Below are 18,584 nucleotides of genomic sequence, written 5' to 3' on the forward strand. Positions count from 1 at the left end.
CGCGGCGGTCTCGGTGCGGTCGGGCTCCGGCTCGGGGAACGGCGGGCCGCCGTCGGACGTGGGCGTGACGTTCAAGGGCGTTCCTCGGAGGTCGTTCGAGTCCGTAGGGCGAGGGACGAGGGGCTAAGGGTGAAGGGCGTGGACAGTGGGGCCAAGGGTGAAGGCGGGATGTGGCGCACAGGCGTGCGGGGGGGGTGCGAGGGGTGCGGCGGGTGAGGCGGTTGTGACCGGGCGCCGGTTCCGATGGAGGGCGCGCGGGCTCAGGGCCGGACGGCGCGGACGGGTTCGCGGGCGACCGCCGCCACCGCGTCGGCGAGCCGGTCCAGGACCGCACTCGTCTGCTCGTCGCTGATCGTCAGGGGTGGGAGCAGCCGCACGACGCTCTCATGCCGCCCGCCCAGCTCGACGATCAGGCCACGCCGCAGGCATTCCCGCTGGACGGCCGCGGCCAGCAAGGGGGCGGCGGGCCGAGGCCCGGCATCTGCGGAATCGGCGCCCGAGGAAGGTGCGCCGCCGGAATCGGCGCCCACGGGAGGGGCATCCGGGGCGTCGGGCAGCGCCGGTTCGGGTGCGGACTCCGGGTCGACCAGCTCGATACCGATCATCAGCCCCCGGCCGCGTACATCTCCGATGCACGGGAACTCGTCGGCCAGTGCGCCCAGTTGGGCGAGCATACGGGTGCCGAGCGAGGCGGCGCGTTCGGCGAGGCGGTTCTCCCGGACGTAGGCGAGGGTGGCCGTGCCGGCGGCCATGGCGAGCTGGTTGCCACGGAACGTGCCGGCGTGCGCACCGGGTGGCCATACGTCGAGTTCGTCGCGGTAGACGACGACGGCGAGCGGCAGACTGCCGCCGATCGCCTTGGACAGAACCATCACGTCGGGGATCACGCCGCTGTGCTCGACGGCCCAGAACCGCCCGGTGCGTCCCACGCCCGTCTGCACCTCGTCCGCGATCAACGGGATCGACCGGCTCTCGGTGATCTGCCGCATACGGCGCATCCAGGCATCCGGCGCGGGATTCACCCCGCCCTCGCCCTGGACGGGTTCGAGGATCATTCCGGCGGGCAGCGGCACACCCGACTTGGCGTCGTCGAGGACGGACTCGGTCCAGCGGGCCGCGAGTTCGGCGCCGTTCTCGCCGCCGACACCGAACGGGCAGCGGTAGTCGTGCGGATACGGCAGGCGCGTGACCCGCACATCGGTCGCGCCTCCGGACACCTCGAGAGCTCCCGCGGTCATCCCGTGGTACGCCCCGGTGAAGGCGAGGATCCCGTCCCGGCCGGTGGCGATGCGCACCAGTTTGAGCGCGGCCTCCACGGCGTCCGTCCCGGCCGGACCGCAGAACTGCACCCGCGCGCGGTCGGCGAAAGCCGGCGGCAGTGTGCGGAACAGCTCGCTGGTGAAGGCGTCCTTGACGGGCGTGGCGAGGTCCAGCGCGTGCAGCGGCGCCCCGGAGTCGAGGACCTTGCGGATGGCCTCCAGGACGACGGGATGGTTGTGCCCGAGGGCCAAAGTGCCCGCGCCGGAGAGGCAGTCGAGGTAGCGGCGCCCGTCGGCGCCCTCGATGGTGAGCCCGCGGGCCCGCACGGGAACGATCGGGAGGGCGCGGGCGTAGGTGCGCGCCGCGGATTCGCGCGCCGACTGCCGGCGCAGAATGCCCTCGTGCGCCGAGCGCACTCCCCGGGTTGCCAAACCCCCTTCACGCGCTGGGCGCTGCGCCTCCGCTCCCGTGCTCCCCTCCGGCTCGCCCTCCACCGGCACCACCGCAGTCTCCGTCACGGTCACGACGTCAGTTCCTCCCACTGTTCAGAGGGGACGGGGTGAGGGTCCGGGCGCGAATGGCAGGTCACCCCGTACGTATCAACGACGTGAACGGCCTGTGGAAGCGGGTGAACTGAAGATCGTTGCGGGTGACCCCGACGCGGCCGCCGTGCACCCGCCCGGGGTGGGTGTCAGGCCGTGCTCCCAGGCCGGCTCTGCCGGACCGACGGCTCCCCAGCGGGCCCGCTCGTCCCAGGGGCGCCGTCCTCGGGACCCAGCGGGCGCTCCTCCCAGGCGAGGACTCGCCAAGCCCGGCCGGGAGCGCCCGAAAGTACGACGACACCGGTGTTGCGCAGTCGGTGAGCGGCTGCGAAGTCGATGTCTATGTTCTGCGCCCGGGCTGCCGCCCACATGCGGATCGCGGCGCCGTGGCTGACCATGGCGACCGTCCCTGCTCCCGTGCCGGCGGCTTCCTCGACGACGGCGTCGAAACGCTCCAGGGCCTCCGCACCGGTCTCACCGCCCGGCATCCGGCGCCCGAGATCCCCTGCCGACCACGCGAAGGCGGTGGTGAGGTAGATGTGGACGGCCTGATCGTCGCCTCGCATCTCCAGATCGCCTGCGGACAGCTCCCGAATCCCCTCTCGCACTCGGACCTCCAGCCCGGTCGCGGCGGCCAGCGGTGCCGCGGTGAGCCGCGCGCGGAGCAAGGTCGACGCGTAGAGCGCGCCGATGTCCTCCGCCCCCAGCGCCGCCGGAAGTGCGGCAGCCTGCCGCTCCCCCAGCGCGGTCAGCGCGGGCCCTGGCTCGGCGGTGTCCAGAAGGTGCTTCAGATTCGAGGGGGTCTGGCCATGACGGATGAGCAGCAAGCGCATATGAGGGTCTGTCTCCAGGGAGGCCGGCTGGGAGGTTTCACTCTGCCACCAACCGTCGGCCTTCGGACGATGGCCAGGTCAGACGGCTTGTAGCCGAACCGTTGCCGTTCCGTGGGAAGTCGCCCACAGCGGACGCATAGTGTGGGGGCCGTTCAACACCGGCTCGCCACGGGGGAGTTCAGACCATGCGACGCATACGCCCGCTCGTCACCGTTCGCCGGGAAGGGAGCGCGCGCGGCAGGACCTCCCCGGTGCTGGCGGCCGTCGGACTCGCCACGGCGCTGGCGCTGACCGCGACCGCGTGCGACTCCGGCGGCAGTTCCCGGGCGAGCGGCGGGGCCAGCGCGTCCGCATCCTCCGCCGGCGACGGAAAGATAAAGATCCCGGACGACATCAAGCAGAAGCTCAGGGAACACGGGATCGACGTCGACAAGTGGAAGAACGGCGCCTGGAAGAAGTGGAACAAGGACGACTGGCTGCGCGAGGCCGACGACTTCATCAACCCGATCATCAAGGATCTGTGGAACCCGGACCGGATGCGCAAGGCCCATGACCCCGGCAAGGTCGTCGACGCCGACGACCTCTCCGGCGACCAGGGCGTCACCGACCCGACTCCCGCGCCGGTGGAGGCGCAGGCCGTACCGGCCGCGTACCACGCCCATGCGCCCGCGGCGGGCAAGGTGTTCTTCGACTCCCCCAAGGGCACGATGGTCTGCTCGGCGACCGTGGTGAAGGACCCGGCGCACCCCGGCAAATCCGACCTCGTGTGGACGGCCGGCCACTGTGTGCACGCCGGCAGGCAGGGCGGCTGGTACCGCAACATCGCGTTCGTGCCCGCGTACAACAACGCCGGGCGGACGGCGGCCGAGCTGAGGTACACGCCGCGGCAGGAGGTCGCGCCGTACGGCGTCTGGTGGGGTGACTGGGCGCAGACCTCGCAGCAGTGGATCGAGCAGGGCGGCGAGACCGGCGGGCAGGGCGCGTCGTACGACTTCGCCGTCATCCATGTGACGCCGGAGAAGGGCAACGGCGGGAAGTCGCTGGAGGAGACGGTCGGTGCGGCACTCCCGGTGAACTTCAACGCGCCGGCCGTACCGAAGGTCGACGGCATCACGGCGACCGGCTACCCGGCCGCGGCACCGTACGACGGTCAGAAGCTCTACCAGTGCCAGGACAAGCCGGGCCGGCTCTCGCTCCAGCGGACGGACCCGACGATGTACCGCATCGGCTGCACCATGACGGGCGGTGCGTCCGGCGGCGGCTGGGTGGAGACGGACCCGGACGGCAGGCCCGCGCTGGTCTCCAACACGTCGATCGGTCCGGTGACCGCGGGCTGGCTGGCCGGACCGCGGCTGGGCGCGGTGGCCAAGCGCGTGTACGACTCGGTCTCCGAGAAGTTCGCACGTCAGTGAGAGTGCGTGACGGGTCACGCCGGACCGTGGGCGGTCTCCGCGGCGGCCGATGGCCCGGGAACACGCGAAGGCCCGCTCCCCGACGGGGAGCGGGCCTTATGGCCCTGCGGGGCGAAGGTCAGAGCGCGGGGAGCGCAACGTAGGGCGCCAGCTCCGCCGCCAGTTCCTCGTGCACCCGCACCTTGAGCAGGGTGCCCTCCGGGGTGTGCTCCTCGGAGATCACCTCGCCCTCGGAGTGGGCGCGCGCCACCAGACGGCCCTGCGTGTAGGGCACGAGCGCCTCGATCTCGACCGCCGGCCTGGGCAGCACGTCGTCGATGTACGAGAGCAGCTTCTCGATGCCCCGGCCGGTGCGTGCCGAGACCGCGATGGAGTGCTTCTCGACCCGCAGCAGCCGCTGGAGCACCAGCGGGTCGGCCGCGTCCGCCTTGTTGATCACGACGATCTCGGGGACGTCCGTGGCGCCGACCTCCCTGATCACCTCACGCACCGTGGCCAGCTGCTCCTCCGGGTTCGGGTGCGAACCGTCCACCACGTGCAGGATCAGATCGGAGTCGCCGACCTCCTCCATGGTGGAGCGGAAGGCCTCGACCAGGTCGTGCGGCAGGTGCCGGACGAAGCCGACCGTGTCGGCCAGGGTGTACAGCCGGCCGCTCGGGGTCTCGGCCCGGCGCACGGTCGGGTCGAGGGTCGCGAACAGCGCGTTCTCGACCAGGACGCCCGCGCCCGTGAGGCGGTTGAGCAGGGAGGACTTTCCGGCGTTGGTGTAGCCCGCGATGGCGACCGAGGGCACCTTGTTGCGCCGGCGCTCCTTGCGCTTGATCTCACGGCCGGTCTTCATGTCCGCGATCTCCCGGCGCATCTTCGCCATCTTCTCGCGGATCCGCCGCCGGTCCGTCTCGATCTTGGTCTCACCGGGACCACGGGTCGCCAGGCCGCCGCTGCCGCCACCCATCTGCCGGGACAGCGACTGACCCCAGCCGCGCAGCCTCGGCAGCATGTACTGCATCTGGGCGAGCGCGACCTGCGCCTTGCCCTCTCGGGACTTGGCGTGCTGGGCGAAGATGTCCAGGATCAGGGCCGTACGGTCGACGACCTTGACCTTGACGACGTCCTCGAGGTGGATCAGCTGGCCGGGGCTCAGCTCACCGTCGCAGATGACCGTGTCCGCGCCCGTCTCGAGCACGACGTCCCGCAGCTCCTCGGCCTTGCCGGAGCCGATGTAGGTGGCCGCGTCGGGCTTGTCGCGGCGCTGGATGACGCCGTCGAGCACGATCGCGCCGGCGGTCTCCGCGAGGGCGGCGAGCTCGGCGAGCGAGTTCTCCGCGTCCTGCGCGTTCCCCGAGGTCCACACCCCGACGAGCACGACGCGCTCCAGGCGCAGCTGCCGGTACTCGACCTCGGTGACGTCCTCGAGCTCGGTGGACAGGCCCGCGACTCGGCGCAGGGCCGCGCGCTCGGAGCGGTCGAACTGGTCGCCGTCCCGCTCTCCGTCGATCTCGTGGCTCCAGGCGACGTCCTCTTCCATCAGGGCATCGGCCCGAAGACCTTCGGGGTAGGCGTGCGCAAAGCGCTTGGTGTCCTGGGAAGGGGAAGAAGAGGAGGTCATTTGGTCCTTACGTCCTTGGGGATCCGTATGCGGCGATGGCACGGGCCGTCTCGGCCGCACCGCTCGTCAAAGGTCACAACGCTCGGGCTGCCCGGGACATTCCCGTCGCCCGGCCTGGGGCGCACCGCCGACCCGACGATGGTCGCACGGCACGGCCCGTCTCGTCATCCGAGTTCCCGACCCGCCTCGGGGGCTCAGACGGGGCCGCTCTTCCAGTCCGGGTGCCCCGGCATCGGCGGGGTCTTGCGGCCGTACAGCCAGCCCTGGAAGAAGACGCTCAGATCGCGCCCCGCCTCGCGGGACGCCAGCTGCTCGAAGTCGGCCGTGGTCGATGTGCCGTCCCGGTGCAGGGAGGTCCAGGCCCGCTCCAGGCGCTCGAAGGCGGGGCGCCCGATCTCCTGGCGGAGGGCGTACAGCACGAGCGCGGAGCCGTCGTAGACGTTCGGCCGGAAGATGCTGATCTTCTGGCCGTGCCGCGGCGGCTCGGGGGCAGCGGGCGGGCCCCCGCTGGCGCGCCAGCGGTCGGACAGGGTGTACGCCGCCTTCATGCGCTCCTGGAGCGGGCGGTGCCCGCCCTCCTCCGCGTACAGAGCCTCGTACCAGGTGGCGTGTCCCTCGTTGAGCCACAGGTCGGACCAGGTGCGCGGGCTGATGCTGTCGCCGAACCACTGGTGGGCCAGTTCGTGCACCATGACCGACTCGACGTACCACCGGGGGTAGGCGGGCTCGCTGAACACGCCTTTCTCGAAGAGGGAGAGCGTCTGCGTCTCGAGTTCGAAGCCGGTCCGTGCCTGGGCGACCAGCAGGCCGTAGGTCTCGAAGGGATACGGGCCGACCTTCTTCTCCAGCCAGGCGATCTGGCCGGGTGTCTTTGCCAGCCACGGTTCCAGCTGCGCCTCGTCCTTGGCGGGGACGACGTCGCGGACGGGCAGTCCGTGCGGGCCCTGGCGGTGCAGCACGACGCTGCGGCCGATGGAGACCTGGGCGAGTTCGGTGGCCATGGGGTGCCGGGTGCGATAGGTCCAGGTCGTGGCGCCGTGGGTGTGCCGGGTGCCCGCCGGCAGGCCGTTCGCCACGGCGGTGTAGCCGTCCGGCGCGGTCACGTGGAAGGTGAACAGCGCTTTGTCGAAGGGGTGGTCGTTGCAGGGGAAGACCTGGTGGGCGGCGTCGGCCTGGTTGGCCATCACCAGCCCGTCGTCGGTCTGCACCCAGCCGCCCTCCCGGCCCTTGTCGGACACCGGATCGCTGGTGTGCCGCACGGTGAGGAGCAGCACGCCGCCCTTGGGGAGCGGGGCGGCCGGCGTGATCACCAAGTCCTCTCCCGCGCTGGTGAAGTCCGCGGGCGCGCCGTTGACGTCGACGGACGCCACCGTGCCGTGCGTAAAGTCGAGGTTGATGCTCTCCAGGCGCTGGACGGCGCGTGCCCGGATCCTGGTGACGGCCGTGAGCGGCTTGTTGTTGCTGCCGGGGTACGTGAACGAGAGGTCGTACGACAGCACGTCGTAGCCGGGGTTGCCGAGCGACGGGTAGAGCCGGTCGCCGATGCCCTGGGGCTCGGCGGACCGGGGGGCGCTCGCGGCGATCAGACCGCCGGCGACGGCACAGGCGAGCAGGGCTGCCCGGGCACGCCGGGCACGGGGGATCAAGGAACGGAGGGTGTGCGGCATGGACCACGGCTACCAGCGCGCGTGCACCACGCGGTGACGGCGCGCGACGGGCCCACCCGAACGGATTCAACTCCGGCCCCCTGCACCCCCGCCGACGCCGGGCGGACGGCCGGGGTGACGTCTAACGGGCGGCCGCCGCGGCGTGCTGGGCGCGGCTGACGTCGTACACGCCGGGCACGTTCCGCATCGCGCGCATCAGGGCCGGAAGGTGTGCCGCGTCGGGGAGTTGCAGGGTGTACGTGTGGCGCACGCGCTGCTGGCTGGGCGGCTCGACGGTGGCGGAGACGATCGCCACCCCCTCCACGGCGATGGCCTCGGTGAGGTCCGCGAGAAGGTGGGGGCGCCCGAAGGACTCGACGACGAGGGTGACCCGGCAATCGGTGGTGTCGCCCCAGCGCACGCCGATCTCCGCGCGCCCGGCACTCTTCATGCGCGCCACTCCGGCGCATTCGACGCGGTGCACGGTCACCGCGCCCCCGCGCACGGCGAAGCCGGTGACCTCGTCGGGTGGTACGGGCGTACAGCAGCCCGCGAGACGTACGGAGGCGCCAGGCAGATCGACGACCGCGCTGGCGGCGCGTGCGCCGGGCGCGTCCGTTGTGGGGCGCCCGGGAGGCGCGGGTGGGCGTGCGGCGGTCTCGGACGCCGCGGTACGCGCTGCGGCGCCGTCCGGCGCGGCCTCGGTGTCGTGTCGCGCGGCGCCCGGCGCGGACGCGTCGCCGGACGGGTCCGCCGGCGCGGGGTGCGCCGCCAGCCGGCGCTGGATGGCGATCCGCGCGGCGGGCGTGCGCGCGTGGTCCAGCCACTCCCTGGAGGGCTCGGAGGCCGGGTCCTGGCCCATGAGGAGCTGCACGGTGTCGCCGTCCCTGAGGACGGTGCCCAGCGTCGCGAGCCGGCCGTTGACGCGGGCGCCGATGCAGGCGTGCGCGTCCTCTCCGTACTGCGCGTAGGCGGCGTCCACACAGCTCGCGCCCTCCGGGAGCCCCAGCGCGGCCCCGTCGGGGCGGAAGACGGTGATCTCCCGGTCCTGGGCGAGGTCCTCGCGCAGGGTCGACCAGAAGGTGTCGGTGTCCGGAGCGGCCTCCTGCCATGTCAGGAGCCGTGAGAGCCAACCGGGGCGGGTGGGGTCGGCGCGCTCGCCGTCGGAGGGGTCGTCGGACGCGGGGGCGTAGGGATTGCCGAGCGCGATCACGCCCGCCTCGGCGACCTTGTGCATCTGATGGGTGCGGATGAGGACTTCGGCGATCTCGCCGTCCTCGCGCGCGATCGCGGTGTGCAGCGACTGGTACAGGTTGAACTTGGGGACGGCGATGAAGTCCTTGAACTCCGAGACCACCGGCGTCATGCAGGTGTGCAGCTCACCGAGGACTCCGTAGCAGTCGGCGTCCTCGTTCACCAGGACCAGAAGCCTGCCGAAGTCGGCGCCGCGCAGCCGGCCCCGCTTGCGGGAGATGCGGTGTACGGAGACGAAGTGCCGTGGTCTGATGAGGACTTCGGCCTGGATGTCCGCCTCACGCAGCACGGTGCGCACCTGTTCGGTCATGTGGGCGAGCGGGTCGTCCCCGTGCGCCGCGTTCTCGAGGATCAGCTCCCTGGTGTGCTCGTACTCCTCGGGATGCAGGATCGCGAAGACGAGGTCCTCGAGTTCCGTCTTGAGCGCCTGGACGCCGAGGCGTTCGGCGAGCGGGATGAGGACGTCCCGGGTGACCTTGGCGATGCGTACCTGCTTCTCGGGGCGCATCACGCCGAGGGTGCGCATGTTGTGCAGGCGGTCGGCGAGTTTGATCGACATCACGCGGACGTCGTTGCCGGTGGCGACGAGCATCTTCCGGAAGGTCTCTGGCTCGGCGGCAGCGCCGTAGTCGACCTTCTCCAGCTTGGTGACACCGTCGACGAGGTAGCGCACCTCCTCGCCGAACTCCTGGCCCACCTGGTCCAGCGTCACATCCGTGTCCTCGACGGTGTCGTGGAGCAGGGAGGCGGTCAAGGTGGTGGTCTCGGCCCCGAGTTCGGCGAGGATCAGGGTCACGGCGAGGGGGTGCGTGATGTACGGCTCGCCGCTCTTGCGCATCTGGCCGCGGTGCGAGGACTCGGCCAACAGGTAGGCCCGGCGCAGGGGTTCGAGGTCGGCGTCGGGGTGGTGGGCACGGTGCGCCTCGGCGACGTGGCCGATCGCGTCCGGCAGCCGGTCGCGGGTGGCGGGGCCGAGCAGGGCGGCCCGCCCCAGGCGGCGCAGGTCGATCCGGGGGCGGCTCTTCCTGCGGTGCGCCCCCGGCGTCGCGGGGGCGGGGCTGGCAGGGTTCGTGGCCTCCGCACTCATGGGGCACCTCCGGCTCGTTGACCGGCGGACGGAGTGCCCCTTGCCCCACGCGGCGCAGGGGATGGCGTCGGTCCCCCGTCCGGGCCGGTGCTTGATGCTATCGAGCCCATCACGTCCGCCCGACCGGCTCTCGCCGAGCGTGAAACGGATCACCCATTCGAGCGATGAAACCGATGTTTGCGGCTTTCAGCCATGAGGCGAGGCATCGGCCGTCGATCCGAACACACTCCGCCGTCCTGGGCTGCGGATCGGAACGGTGCGGGGGGAGCGGGCTACGATCCGGAGCCTCGCGGGGTGTATCGGAGGGCGCTTTCCGGCCACCGGACTGTGCGGAGCATCACTGTCCGCGTGCTACCCCGTGCTTCAGCGCGCCACCCGTTCGCCCCCAAGGAGGCGCGGACCGGGGTGGGTTGGCGGGATGGCCGGGTCAGCGGGCCGCGGCCCGCAGCCGGTCGGTGTCGATCTCCCCCTCGGCGATGATCACCGCCGGACCGGTCATCTCGATCTCGCCGTCCGGGTGCTCGGTGATCCGGAGGGTGCCGCCCAGGACGTCCACGGTGTACGTGACCGGGGTGCCCGTGACGGCCGGGTCGGCGCCGTCGCGGCGGGCGGTGGCGACGGCCACCGCGCACGCGCCCGTGCCGCACGAGCGGGTCTCGCCGGAACCCCGCTCGTGGACGCGCATCGCGACATGCCGAGGAGCGCGGTCCACCACGAACTCGATGTTCACCCCGTCCGGGTACACGGAGGCCGGGCCGAACGGGGGCGGGGTGAACAGGTCACCCGCGTGCGCCAGGTCGTCGACGAAGGCGACCGCGTGCGGGTTGCCCATGTCGACGTTGCGCGCGGGCCAGCTGCGCTCGCCGACGCTCACCGTGACCTGTCCCTCCGGGAGGAGCGCCTTGCCCATGCCGACGGTGATGTCACCGTCCTTGGCGATGTGCACGGTCTTGACGCCTCCGCGCGTGGCGATCGCGAAATCGCCCTCGACCGCGAGCCCCGCGCGCTGGAGGTAACGCGCGAACACCCGTACGCCGTTGCCGCACATCTCCGCGATCGAGCCGTCCGCGTTGCGGTAGTCCATGAACCACTCCGCCTCGACGGCCATCTCCTCGGCCTCGGGGTGCGCGGCGGAGCGCACGACGTGCAGCAGACCGTCGCCGCCGAGACCAGCGCGGCGGTCGCACAGGGCGGCGACGGTGGCCGGGGGCAGGTCGATGACGTTGTCGGGGTCCGGGACGATCACGAAGTCGTTCTCGGTGCCGTGCCCCTTGAGGAAGGCGATCCGCGTGCTCATTCCTCGATCGTACGGGGTGGCCACGACACCCGGGACGACCGGTTCGGCGGGCGGACGGCCGGGGCGGACGGCCACGGCCGGGGGGGCTCACGGCGGAGCGGGCGCTCAGGCGTGGAAGGGGCGCTCGGGCGGAAGCGGGGCCCGGTGCGGCCGCGCCCGGTGCGGCCGTGACGGCTCAGCGCAGGCGGGCCACGCGCCACACGGCCAGCACGACCACCGCGGCGACCAGTACGGCGTAGCCGAGGACGACCCGCCAGTCCGGGCGCCGCCCGGAGCCGCGCTGCGGCAGGCCCGGCCACGTGTAACCGACCCGGCGGGCGGCCATCATGCCCCAGCCGGCCGCGCAGGAGAAGATCAGCAGACCGAGCATGGCGACCACGGCGCCGCCGTCACCGAACTCGAAGGCCAGCGGGAAGGCGAACATCAGGGAGCCCATCGCCGCCAGCGCCACGATGGGGGCGAGCTGCCAGATCCGCAGCCGGCGCTGCGGGCGCAGCTCGACCTCGACCTCGGGCCCGGCGGACAGTTCGTCCGCGCCCGGCCCGTCGTCCGTCACACCGCCCGGGGGCTGATCGTCGGGACCGTCGGAACTGAGCCTCTGGTCCCCGGCCTCCGCGGTGTCATGTTCCCCGCTCTGTGCGGTGTCGCGAGGGCCGGCCTCCATCGCCACGCGCCCTCCCAACTCGGACTCCACTTGGTCGATCGAAGCTCGATGATGGCATGCCGCCGCAGGCCCGTATGACGGGCGGGGCGTCCCGATGCCATCACGTGATCAGGCTGTAACCGGTCGTTCGACCAACGCCAGCGCGAGGTGCGGAAGTTCCCGCAGGTCCGCCGCGGCGCCGCTGAGCCAGTGCACCCGCGGGTCACGGCGGAACCAGGAATCCTGACGGCGCGCGAAGCGTTTGGTGGCACGCACGGTCTCCGTGCGCGCCTCTTCCAGCGTGCACTCCCCCGCGAGCGCCGTGAGCAACTGCTGGTACCCCAGCGCACGCGACGCCGTACGCCCCTCCCGAAGACCCTGCGCCTCCAGAGCGCGCACCTCGTCCACGAGTCCCGCCTGCCACATCCGGTCGACCCGCCGCGCGATGCGCTCGTCGAGTTCGGGGCGGGCCACGTCCACGCCGATCTGCACGGTGTCGTAGACCGAGTCATGGCCGGGGAGGTTGGCCGTGAAGGGCTTGCCGGTGATCTCGATGACCTCCAGGGCCCGGACGATACGACGGCCGTTGCCGGGCAGGATCGCCCGCGCTGCCTCCGGGTCGACGGCACCCAGGCGCGCGTGCAGCGCTCCCGGGCCGCGCAGGGCGAGTTCGTCCTCGAGCCGGGCGCGCACCTCGGGGTCGGTTCCGGGGAACTCCAGGTTGTCGACCGCGCCGCGCACATACAGGCCGGAGCCGCCCACCAGGATCGGCCAACGACCCTCGGCGAGCAGCGCGTCGATCCGGGCGCGGGCGAGGCGCTGGTACTCGGCCACGGACGCCGTGACCGTCACGTCCCAGATGTCCAGCAGGTGGTGCGGGATGCCACCGCGCTCCTCGGGGGTCAGCTTGGCGGTTCCGATGTCCATCCCCCGGTAGAGCTGCATGGAGTCGGCGTTGACGACCTCGCCGCCGAGGCGCTGGGCAAGGAATACACCCAGATCGGACTTTCCGGCCGCGGTCGGTCCGACGACGGCGATGACCCGCGGTGCGGGGGCTGCGCTACTCACCGGAACAGTTTCGCAAACCTACGGGCCCCACCTCGAACGAGCGACGTGACGCCCCGTATGCGGGGTCGTTGCCTGTTGCGAGGTTCCGGTCACCGGTTCGAGAGCGGGATGGCCGGGCGATGCAAACGGGCGCACCGAGCTACGCGGTATTTCGCCCGCACGAGTAACGTATGGAGTGGATATGGGCGTTTTTGCACGGCTCTTCCGGCGGTCGAGGACAACGGAGGAGGCGCAGTCCGCCGTGACGGAGGCCGCGCGGACGACGGCTGGGACGGAGGCGGAGGCGACGGACGAGGACAAGGGAGCGGCCGAGGCCGGGACCGGTTCGGAGACGGTGACGCAGGAGACCGCTCCGGCCGGTGACGACGGCGTCGCCATTCCCAGGCAGCAGTCCGCCGCGGAGGCCGCCGAGACCGAGGCCGAGGAGGGCGCCCGCACGTAACCGCGCTCCGCAGGGAAGGTGGACCATGGGTCTCGTGGACAACCTGATGGCCAAGGTCACGAACTTCGCGCAGCAGCACGAAGAGAAGGTCGATCGGGGCCTCGACAAGGCCGCGAAGATGATCGACGAGCGGACCAAAGGCAAGTACAGCGGCAAGATCGACACGGGCACGGGCAAGGCGAAGAACGCGATGGAACGCCTCGCGCACCGGGGCACCGGCCCTGCGACCGGTGACAGGACGCCGGGAGCACCGCCACCGCCCCCGGCCTCCTGACACGGCATGACGCATCGGCGGACGGCCGCGAGGCACACAGCCTCCCGGCCGTCCGCCGTGTCCGGGGCCGGGACGTCACCGGCCGCCGATCCGAGTCGCGCACGGGCACGCGCCCATGCCGGGCGCAGGCGCGCGCCGGGCCGTCCATGCCGCCGTCCATGCCGTCGTGGCGGTACGCCCCCGCCCCCGGTGGCCGAAGACGCTACGACCAGACCGCCACCAGATACCCCACGCCGTACGGCGCGTCGTCGTACAACAACGCGCCGGCGAGATCCGCGCCCTCCGCCGCCCCCGCGAGGACCTGCCAGGGAGCTCGGCCCCAGGCCTTCAGCTCGTGCGCAAGCCGGACGTCCAGCGACCTCAGGGCCGCCACATCGGCCGCGCCGAGCGCACGCGCCACGGCGGCGTCGAAGCCGGCCGCGCGCTCGTCCAGGTAGCCCGGCGCCTTGACCGTGCGGCACGCGCTCGCATCCCCCATGACCAGCAACGCCACCCGCTCGTCCTGCCGGGCGAGTTCCGCCCCCACCTCGACGCACCGCTCGGGGGCCAGGAGTTCGGGCACGCCGAGCCCTTCCACGGGCACGCCCTCCCAGCTCAGGCGCTCCAGGAGCCCCGCGGCGACGGCCAGCGAGAGCGGAAGCTCCCGCTCCGGCACTCCCGGATGCGTCCCCCCGTCGCCCAGCCGTACATCGACATCCACGCCGAATCCGCGAAACGATCCCCGCCCGCCCCGCGGATACCGTCCGCACCCGCTCTCCGGCGCGGGTCCGACGACCACCAGCCGGCCGGGGCGCGCGGCGGCCAGCACGCCCAGTGCGTCCCTGCACGCGGCACGGGCGCCCTCCAGCTCGGGCGCGGCACCCGCGGCGACCTCGGGCACGAGCAACGGCGGACAGGGGCAGACGGCGGCGGCGACAAGCACGATCCGCAGCGTAACCCCGCCGGACGGCCCCATGCCGCTGCCCGGGCACAACGGCGCCGTACGCGCAGGCCCCATGCGGCCATGCGCGCACGCCCTCACAGGTCCGTGACGCCGCTGTCCCTCAGTCGCAGCCGCACGCAGCCGCCGTGGCCGCCGGCAGCGGCTCCGGGATCCCGACCTTCGGCAGCCCCAGCATGACGCCGGCCGGCTTGGCGGCCTCCGCCGCGTTCCGCTTCGCCCACGCGTCGCCCGCGCGGGTGCGGCGCACGCCCAGGACGGGGCCCTCGGCGAGCAGATGGTGCGGGGCGGCGTACGTGATCTCGACCGTCACCACGTCACCGGGCCGGGCCTCCTCGTCCGGCTTGGTGAAGTGGACCAGACGGTTGTCGGGGGCACGGCCGGACAGGCGGTGGGTCGCGCCGTCCTTGCGGCCCTCGCCCTCGGCGACCATCAGCTCCAGCGTGCGGCCGACCTGCTTCTTGTTCTCCTCCCAGGAGATCTCCTCCTGGAGGGCGACGAGACGCTCGTAGCGCGCCTGGACGACCTCCTTGGGAATCTGGTCCTCCATGGTGGCCGCCGGGGTGCCGGGCCGCTTGGAGTACTGGAAGGTGAACGCCTGTGCGAACCGCGCCTCGCGCACCACATGCAGCGTCTGCTCGAAGTCCTCCTCGGTCTCGCCCGGGAAGCCCACGATGATGTCGGTGGTGATCGCGGCGTGCGGAATGGCGGCCCGCACCCTCTCGATGATCCCCAGGTAGCGCTCCTGGCGGTACGAGCGGCGCATCGCCTTCAGGACCGTGTCGGAGCCGGACTGGAGCGGCATGTGCAGCTGCGGCATCACGTTCGGCGTCTCGGCCATGGCCGCGATGACGTCGTCGGTGAAGTCACGCGGGTGCGGCGATGTGAAGCGGACCCGCTCCAGGCCCTCGATGGCCCCGCAGGCGCGCAGCAGCTTGCCGAAGGCCTCCCGGTCGCCGATGTCGGAGCCGTAGGCGTTGACGTTCTGTCCCAGCAGCGTGATCTCGGAGACGCCCTCGGCGACCAGGGCCTCGACCTCGGCGAGGATGTCGCCGGGACGGCGGTCCTTCTCCTTGCCGCGCAGAGCGGGGACGATGCAGAAGGTGCAGGTGTTGTTGCAGCCCACGGAGATCGACACCCAGGCCGCGTATGCGCTCTCGCGGCGCGTCGGCAGGGTCGAGGGGAACGCCTCCAGCGACTCGGCGATCTCGACCTGCGCCTCCTCCTGCACACGGGCACGCTCGAGCAGGACGGGCAGCCGGCCGATGTTGTGCGTACCGAAGACGACGTCCACCCAGGGCGCCTTCCTCACGATGGTGTCGCGGTCCTTCTGCGCGAGACAGCCGCCGACGGCGATCTGCATCCCGGGGCGCTCGGCCTTCCTGGGCGCGAGACGGCCGAGGTTGCCGTAGAGGCGGTTGTCGGCGTTCTCGCGGACGGCGCAGGTGTTGAAGACGACGACGTCGGCGTCGCCGTCCGACCCCTCGGGCGCGCGCACATACCCGGCCTCTTCGAGCAGACCGGCCAACCGCTCGGAGTCGTGGACGTTCATCTGGCACCCGTAGGTGCGGATCTCGTATGTCTTGGAGGATCGAACGTCCACTGCCGGGCTCCGGTCGCTGCTGCTGGTCATGCGTCAAGGGTAGGCGCTGCCGGCGGACGTCCGTCCCGCGTATCCGGCAGGGGGTGCGCGGCCGCCTAGCCTGGTGGTGTGGTGACCCGCTCATGAACCCTCTGCCCAGGCAGCCCGACGATCTCCTGCGGGCCCTTCGAGCCGCCGGGATCGGGGACGAGCGGCTGCTTCAGGCGGTGCGGGCCACGCCCCGGGCGGGATTCGTACCGACCGGTGAGGTGGCCGCCGCCTACCGGGATGTGCCCGTCGCGATCGGGCACGGACAGGTCACCACCCAGCCCTCGCTGTCCGCCAGGATGATCGAGAGCCTCGCGCTGGACGGGAGTGAGTACGTCCTCGAGGTCGGTACCGGTCTCGGCTTCCAGACCGCGCTGCTCGCCCGGCTGGCCGCCGACGTGGTCAGCATCGAGATGCGGCCGGACATAGCACGGCGGGCGCGCGCGAATCTCTCGCGGCAGGGCGTACGGAACGTGGAACTGCGGATCGGCGACGGCAGCGGCGGTGTGCCCGACCGGGCCCCGTTCGACGCGGTGGTGGTGTCGGCCGCGTTCCCGGAGGTGCCCGCGCCACTGGCCGCGCAGGTACGGCAAGGCGGCCGCCTGGTACAGCCGATCGGGCCGGGCGGGCACGAGGAGGTGGTGTGCTTCGAGCGCACCCCGTCCGGACTGGTGCGGCTGCGTGTGGTGACCCCGGCCTGCTTCGTCCGGCTGCATGGGCGGTACGGCTTCCCGCCGGACGGCACGGACGGCCTGTGACCGTTCCCCGAAGTGAGCGTCCCCGGCGAGAGATACGGAGATGTTCCTCCAGGCGCGCCGCATGCGGCCACGCGCGGACGCGCCCTCATGCCGCCACGCCCGACGCACCCCATGCCGCCATGCCCGGACACGCCCCATGGCCGCCGCGCCCGGACACGCCCCATAGCCGCCGCGCCCGGACACGCCCTATGCGTCCGCGACGCGTACGACCGCCAGCGTGATGTTGTCGGGGCCGCCCGCCGCGATGGCGGCCTGCCACAGCTCGAAGACCGCCCGGCCGTCGTCGTGCTCCCGCATCACCCCGTCGAGCACGTCCGTCGGCACGGGATCGGTCAGACCGTCGCTGCACACGAGGTAGCGGTCGCCGGGGGACAGGGACTCCGCCGTCACATGGGGCTGGACGGCCCGGTATGTGCGGGTGCCGCCCAGGCACTGGGTGACGATGGACGTGGTGCGCCGCCCGGGTTCGAGTGGGGGGCTGTCGTCGACGCTCACCTGGCGCAGCCCGTCAGGGGAGGCCGCCAGGACCCGGCTGTCGCCCACGTTGAACACCAGCAGCGAGCCGGGCCGCACAACGGCCCCGGCGACCGTCGTCCCCATGGCCGCGAGCTCACCTCCCGCATCGCCGCCGGCGGCCTCGTACACGGCGCGGTTGCAGGCGTTCAAGGCGTCGCGCACCGCCTCCTCGCTGCTCAGGGCGGGTCCGATCGAAGCGATCCGGCGCACGACCAGGGCGCTGGCCACATCGCCGCCGGGATGCCCGCCGAGCCCGTCGGCTACGGCGACGACCAGGGGTGTCCCGAGCGGGAAGACCAGGGTCTGCGGACTTTCGGTCACCGTGGCGCACAGGGTCCACGGCCCGATCACCAGGCTGTCCTCGTTCCGTTCGCGGAGCAGTCCGGGATGACTCAGCGCACTCACCGCCACGTACCGCATGCAACGCCACCGCCTTGCCGCCGGTCATGGCTCAAGCGTAGGCGGTGTCCGGAAACCGCTCCCCCCGGCGCTCGCGGGCAGCGGATCACCGGATGGCGGCCGCCGGGATCGCCGCCGGGTCACGGCATGGAGTCGGTCACGGGGTACGGCACGAAGGTGCTGGTGTTCTGGTCGATGCGCAGGGGACGTCCCAGCGGCGGCGCGGCTCGCTGGGGGCAGTCGAGGCGTTCGCAGACGCGGCAGCCCATGCCGATGGGGGTGGCGGCGGAGGTGTGGGCGAGGTCGAGTCCCTCGGAGTAGACGAGTCTGTGGGCGTGGCGGATCTCGCAGCCCAGGCCGATGGCGAAGGTCTTGCCGGGTTGCCCCAGCCGCCGCGGTGCCGGGTGACGGCTCGGGCGGTCCACAAGTAGCGCTGCCCGTCCGGCATTTCGGCGATCTGGACATGGATGCGCCCCGGGGGCGGCGAAGGCCTCGTACACGTTCCACAGGCTTCGTCGTCAACGCCCTGCTGGTCCCGTATCTGCTGTCGGCGATCCGCATGGCGGAGTCCGGCTTCGCCACCGCCGCCGACATGGACACCGGCACGGAGCTGGGCTGCGCCCACCCCATGGGACCGCTCAAACTCGCGGGCCTGATCGGGCTCGACACCGTCGCCTCGATCGCCGAATGTCTCTACGACGAGTTTCGGGAACCCCTCTACGCCCCTCCCACTGCTCCAGCGGATGGTGGAGGCAGGGCTGCTGGGCCGCAAGACCGGGCGGGGGTTCCACGTGTACGCCTCGACGATCCGAGCTTCGGCCCGGGAAGCCTGGGCTAGGCTGGCCGCGGCAGCGGGTTCGCCCGGCCCTTCAGGCGGGAGACATCACAAGAGAGCTGTGTCCCCGCCAGGGCCGGGAGCCAGGGACAGGGCCGGGAGCCGAAGAAGGCGATCGAGGGCTACCGGAAGAAACGCG

General features: G+C 72.2%; 15 protein-coding genes and 2 pseudogenes. 5 read left to right on the forward strand and 12 right to left on the reverse strand.

Annotated elements, in window-relative coordinates:
- Positions 1–260: 260 nt before the first annotated feature.
- A complete protein-coding gene (locus tag ABZ876_RS26615; RefSeq protein ID WP_361786310.1) occupies positions 261–1,691 on the reverse strand; it encodes a diaminobutyrate--2-oxoglutarate transaminase family protein in 1,431 nt (476 codons plus the stop codon).
- 260 nt (positions 1,692–1,951) lie between these two features.
- Complete coding sequence (locus tag ABZ876_RS26620) at positions 1,952–2,635, reverse strand: histidine phosphatase family protein (RefSeq protein ID WP_361786150.1); 684 nt, start codon at positions 2,633–2,635, stop codon at positions 1,952–1,954.
- A gap of 185 nt (positions 2,636–2,820) precedes the next feature.
- On the opposite strand from ABZ876_RS26620, the gene ABZ876_RS26625 reads away from it, so the two are divergent.
- Positions 2,821–4,047 (forward strand): hypothetical protein, encoded by a 1,227-nt coding sequence (locus ABZ876_RS26625; RefSeq protein ID WP_361786153.1) that lies wholly within the window; start codon positions 2,821–2,823, stop codon positions 4,045–4,047.
- 118 nt (positions 4,048–4,165) lie between these two features.
- Here ABZ876_RS26625 and hflX read toward each other — a convergent pair whose 3' ends face one another.
- The 6 genes from hflX to miaA all read right to left on the reverse strand — a co-directional run bounded on the left by hflX (position 4,166) and on the right by miaA (position 12,651).
- Entirely contained in the window at positions 4,166–5,656 is a 1,491-nt protein-coding gene (gene hflX, locus ABZ876_RS26630) for a GTPase HflX (RefSeq protein ID WP_361786156.1), read from the reverse strand.
- Positions 5,657–5,850: 194 nt separating this feature from the next.
- A complete protein-coding gene (locus ABZ876_RS26635) occupies positions 5,851–7,323 on the reverse strand; it encodes a M1 family metallopeptidase (protein WP_361786159.1) in 1,473 nt (490 codons plus the stop codon).
- A 121-nt stretch (positions 7,324–7,444) separates the two neighbouring features.
- The gene (locus ABZ876_RS26640; protein WP_361786162.1) at positions 7,445–9,643 is read right to left on the reverse strand and encodes an HD domain-containing protein; all 2,199 of its coding nucleotides are present in this window, start codon (positions 9,641–9,643) and stop codon (positions 7,445–7,447) included.
- Positions 9,644–10,070: 427 nt separating this feature from the next.
- Positions 10,071–10,940: a diaminopimelate epimerase gene (dapF, locus tag ABZ876_RS26645; RefSeq protein WP_361786165.1), complete on the reverse strand. Its 870-nt coding sequence runs from the start codon at positions 10,938–10,940 to the stop codon at positions 10,071–10,073.
- Positions 10,941–11,115: 175 nt separating this feature from the next.
- A complete protein-coding gene (locus tag ABZ876_RS26650) occupies positions 11,116–11,604 on the reverse strand; it encodes a hypothetical protein (protein WP_361786312.1) in 489 nt (162 codons plus the stop codon).
- Between the two features lie 108 nt (positions 11,605–11,712).
- On the reverse strand, positions 11,713–12,651 hold the full coding sequence (miaA, locus tag ABZ876_RS26655) for a tRNA (adenosine(37)-N6)-dimethylallyltransferase MiaA (RefSeq protein ID WP_361786168.1): 939 nt from the start codon (positions 12,649–12,651) through the stop codon (positions 11,713–11,715).
- A gap of 181 nt (positions 12,652–12,832) precedes the next feature.
- Between miaA and ABZ876_RS26660 the strand changes: the two genes are divergently transcribed.
- Together ABZ876_RS26660 and ABZ876_RS26665 are read left to right on the forward strand one after the other, a co-directional pair.
- Positions 12,833–13,093 (forward strand): hypothetical protein, encoded by a 261-nt coding sequence (locus tag ABZ876_RS26660; protein ID WP_361786171.1) that lies wholly within the window; start codon positions 12,833–12,835, stop codon positions 13,091–13,093.
- 25 nt (positions 13,094–13,118) lie between these two features.
- On the forward strand, positions 13,119–13,367 hold the full coding sequence (locus ABZ876_RS26665) for an antitoxin (RefSeq protein ID WP_361786174.1): 249 nt from the start codon (positions 13,119–13,121) through the stop codon (positions 13,365–13,367).
- Between the two features lie 202 nt (positions 13,368–13,569).
- Here ABZ876_RS26665 and ABZ876_RS26670 read toward each other — a convergent pair whose 3' ends face one another.
- The gene (locus ABZ876_RS26670) at positions 13,570–14,289 is read right to left on the reverse strand and encodes a class III extradiol dioxygenase subunit B-like domain-containing protein (RefSeq protein WP_361786177.1); all 720 of its coding nucleotides are present in this window, start codon (positions 14,287–14,289) and stop codon (positions 13,570–13,572) included.
- Positions 14,290–14,410: 121 nt separating this feature from the next.
- The gene (gene miaB, locus ABZ876_RS26675; RefSeq protein ID WP_361786180.1) at positions 14,411–15,940 is read right to left on the reverse strand and encodes a tRNA (N6-isopentenyl adenosine(37)-C2)-methylthiotransferase MiaB; all 1,530 of its coding nucleotides are present in this window, start codon (positions 15,938–15,940) and stop codon (positions 14,411–14,413) included.
- 92 nt (positions 15,941–16,032) lie between these two features.
- Here miaB and ABZ876_RS26680 point away from each other — a divergent pair, with 92 nt between their 5' ends.
- Positions 16,033–16,695 carry a protein-L-isoaspartate O-methyltransferase gene (locus ABZ876_RS26680; RefSeq protein WP_361786183.1) on the forward strand — a complete coding sequence of 221 codons (663 nt, stop codon included), beginning with the start codon at positions 16,033–16,035 and terminating at the stop codon, positions 16,693–16,695.
- A 186-nt stretch (positions 16,696–16,881) separates the two neighbouring features.
- On the opposite strand, the gene ABZ876_RS26685 is transcribed toward ABZ876_RS26680, so the two are convergent.
- Complete coding sequence (locus ABZ876_RS26685) at positions 16,882–17,631, reverse strand: PP2C family serine/threonine-protein phosphatase (RefSeq protein WP_361786186.1); 750 nt, start codon at positions 17,629–17,631, stop codon at positions 16,882–16,884.
- 119 nt (positions 17,632–17,750) lie between these two features.
- Positions 17,751–18,141: pseudogene (locus tag ABZ876_RS26690) on the reverse strand (DUF2083 domain-containing protein); the annotation flags it as partial.
- Here ABZ876_RS26690 and ABZ876_RS26695 point away from each other — a divergent pair.
- Positions 18,119–18,401 (forward strand): annotated as a pseudogene (locus ABZ876_RS26695) (3-hydroxyacyl-CoA dehydrogenase family protein); the annotation flags it as partial. The pseudogenes ABZ876_RS26690 and ABZ876_RS26695 sit on opposite strands and share 23 nt — an antisense overlap.
- Between the last annotated feature and the right edge of the window lie 183 nt (positions 18,402–18,584).

The organism is Streptomyces sp. NPDC046931 (assembly GCF_040644655.1).
Taxonomy (GTDB): Bacteria; Actinomycetota; Actinomycetes; order Streptomycetales; family Streptomycetaceae; genus Streptomyces.

Coding starts and splice junctions, on each gene's coding strand:
- ABZ876_RS26620 (WP_361786150.1), bottom strand. CDS start 2,635: ATGCGCTTGCTGCTCATCCGTCATGGCCAGACCCCCTCGAATCTGAAG.
- ABZ876_RS26625 (WP_361786153.1), top strand. CDS start 2,821: ATGCGACGCATACGCCCGCTCGTCACCGTTCGCCGGGAAGGGAGCGCG.
- hflX (WP_361786156.1), bottom strand. CDS start 5,656: ATGACCTCCTCTTCTTCCCCTTCCCAGGACACCAAGCGCTTTGCGCAC.
- ABZ876_RS26635 (WP_361786159.1), bottom strand. CDS start 7,323: ATGCCGCACACCCTCCGTTCCTTGATCCCCCGTGCCCGGCGTGCCCGG.
- ABZ876_RS26640 (WP_361786162.1), bottom strand. CDS start 9,643: ATGAGTGCGGAGGCCACGAACCCTGCCAGCCCCGCCCCCGCGACGCCG.
- dapF (WP_361786165.1), bottom strand. CDS start 10,940: ATGAGCACGCGGATCGCCTTCCTCAAGGGGCACGGCACCGAGAACGAC.
- ABZ876_RS26650 (WP_361786312.1), bottom strand. CDS start 11,604: ATGGAGGCCGGCCCTCGCGACACCGCACAGAGCGGGGAACATGACACC.
- ABZ876_RS26660 (WP_361786171.1), top strand. CDS start 12,833: ATGGGCGTTTTTGCACGGCTCTTCCGGCGGTCGAGGACAACGGAGGAG.
- ABZ876_RS26665 (WP_361786174.1), top strand. CDS start 13,119: ATGGGTCTCGTGGACAACCTGATGGCCAAGGTCACGAACTTCGCGCAG.
- miaB (WP_361786180.1), bottom strand. CDS start 15,940: ATGACCAGCAGCAGCGACCGGAGCCCGGCAGTGGACGTTCGATCCTCC.
- ABZ876_RS26680 (WP_361786183.1), top strand. CDS start 16,033: ATGAACCCTCTGCCCAGGCAGCCCGACGATCTCCTGCGGGCCCTTCGA.
- ABZ876_RS26685 (WP_361786186.1), bottom strand. CDS start 17,631: ATGCGGTACGTGGCGGTGAGTGCGCTGAGTCATCCCGGACTGCTCCGC.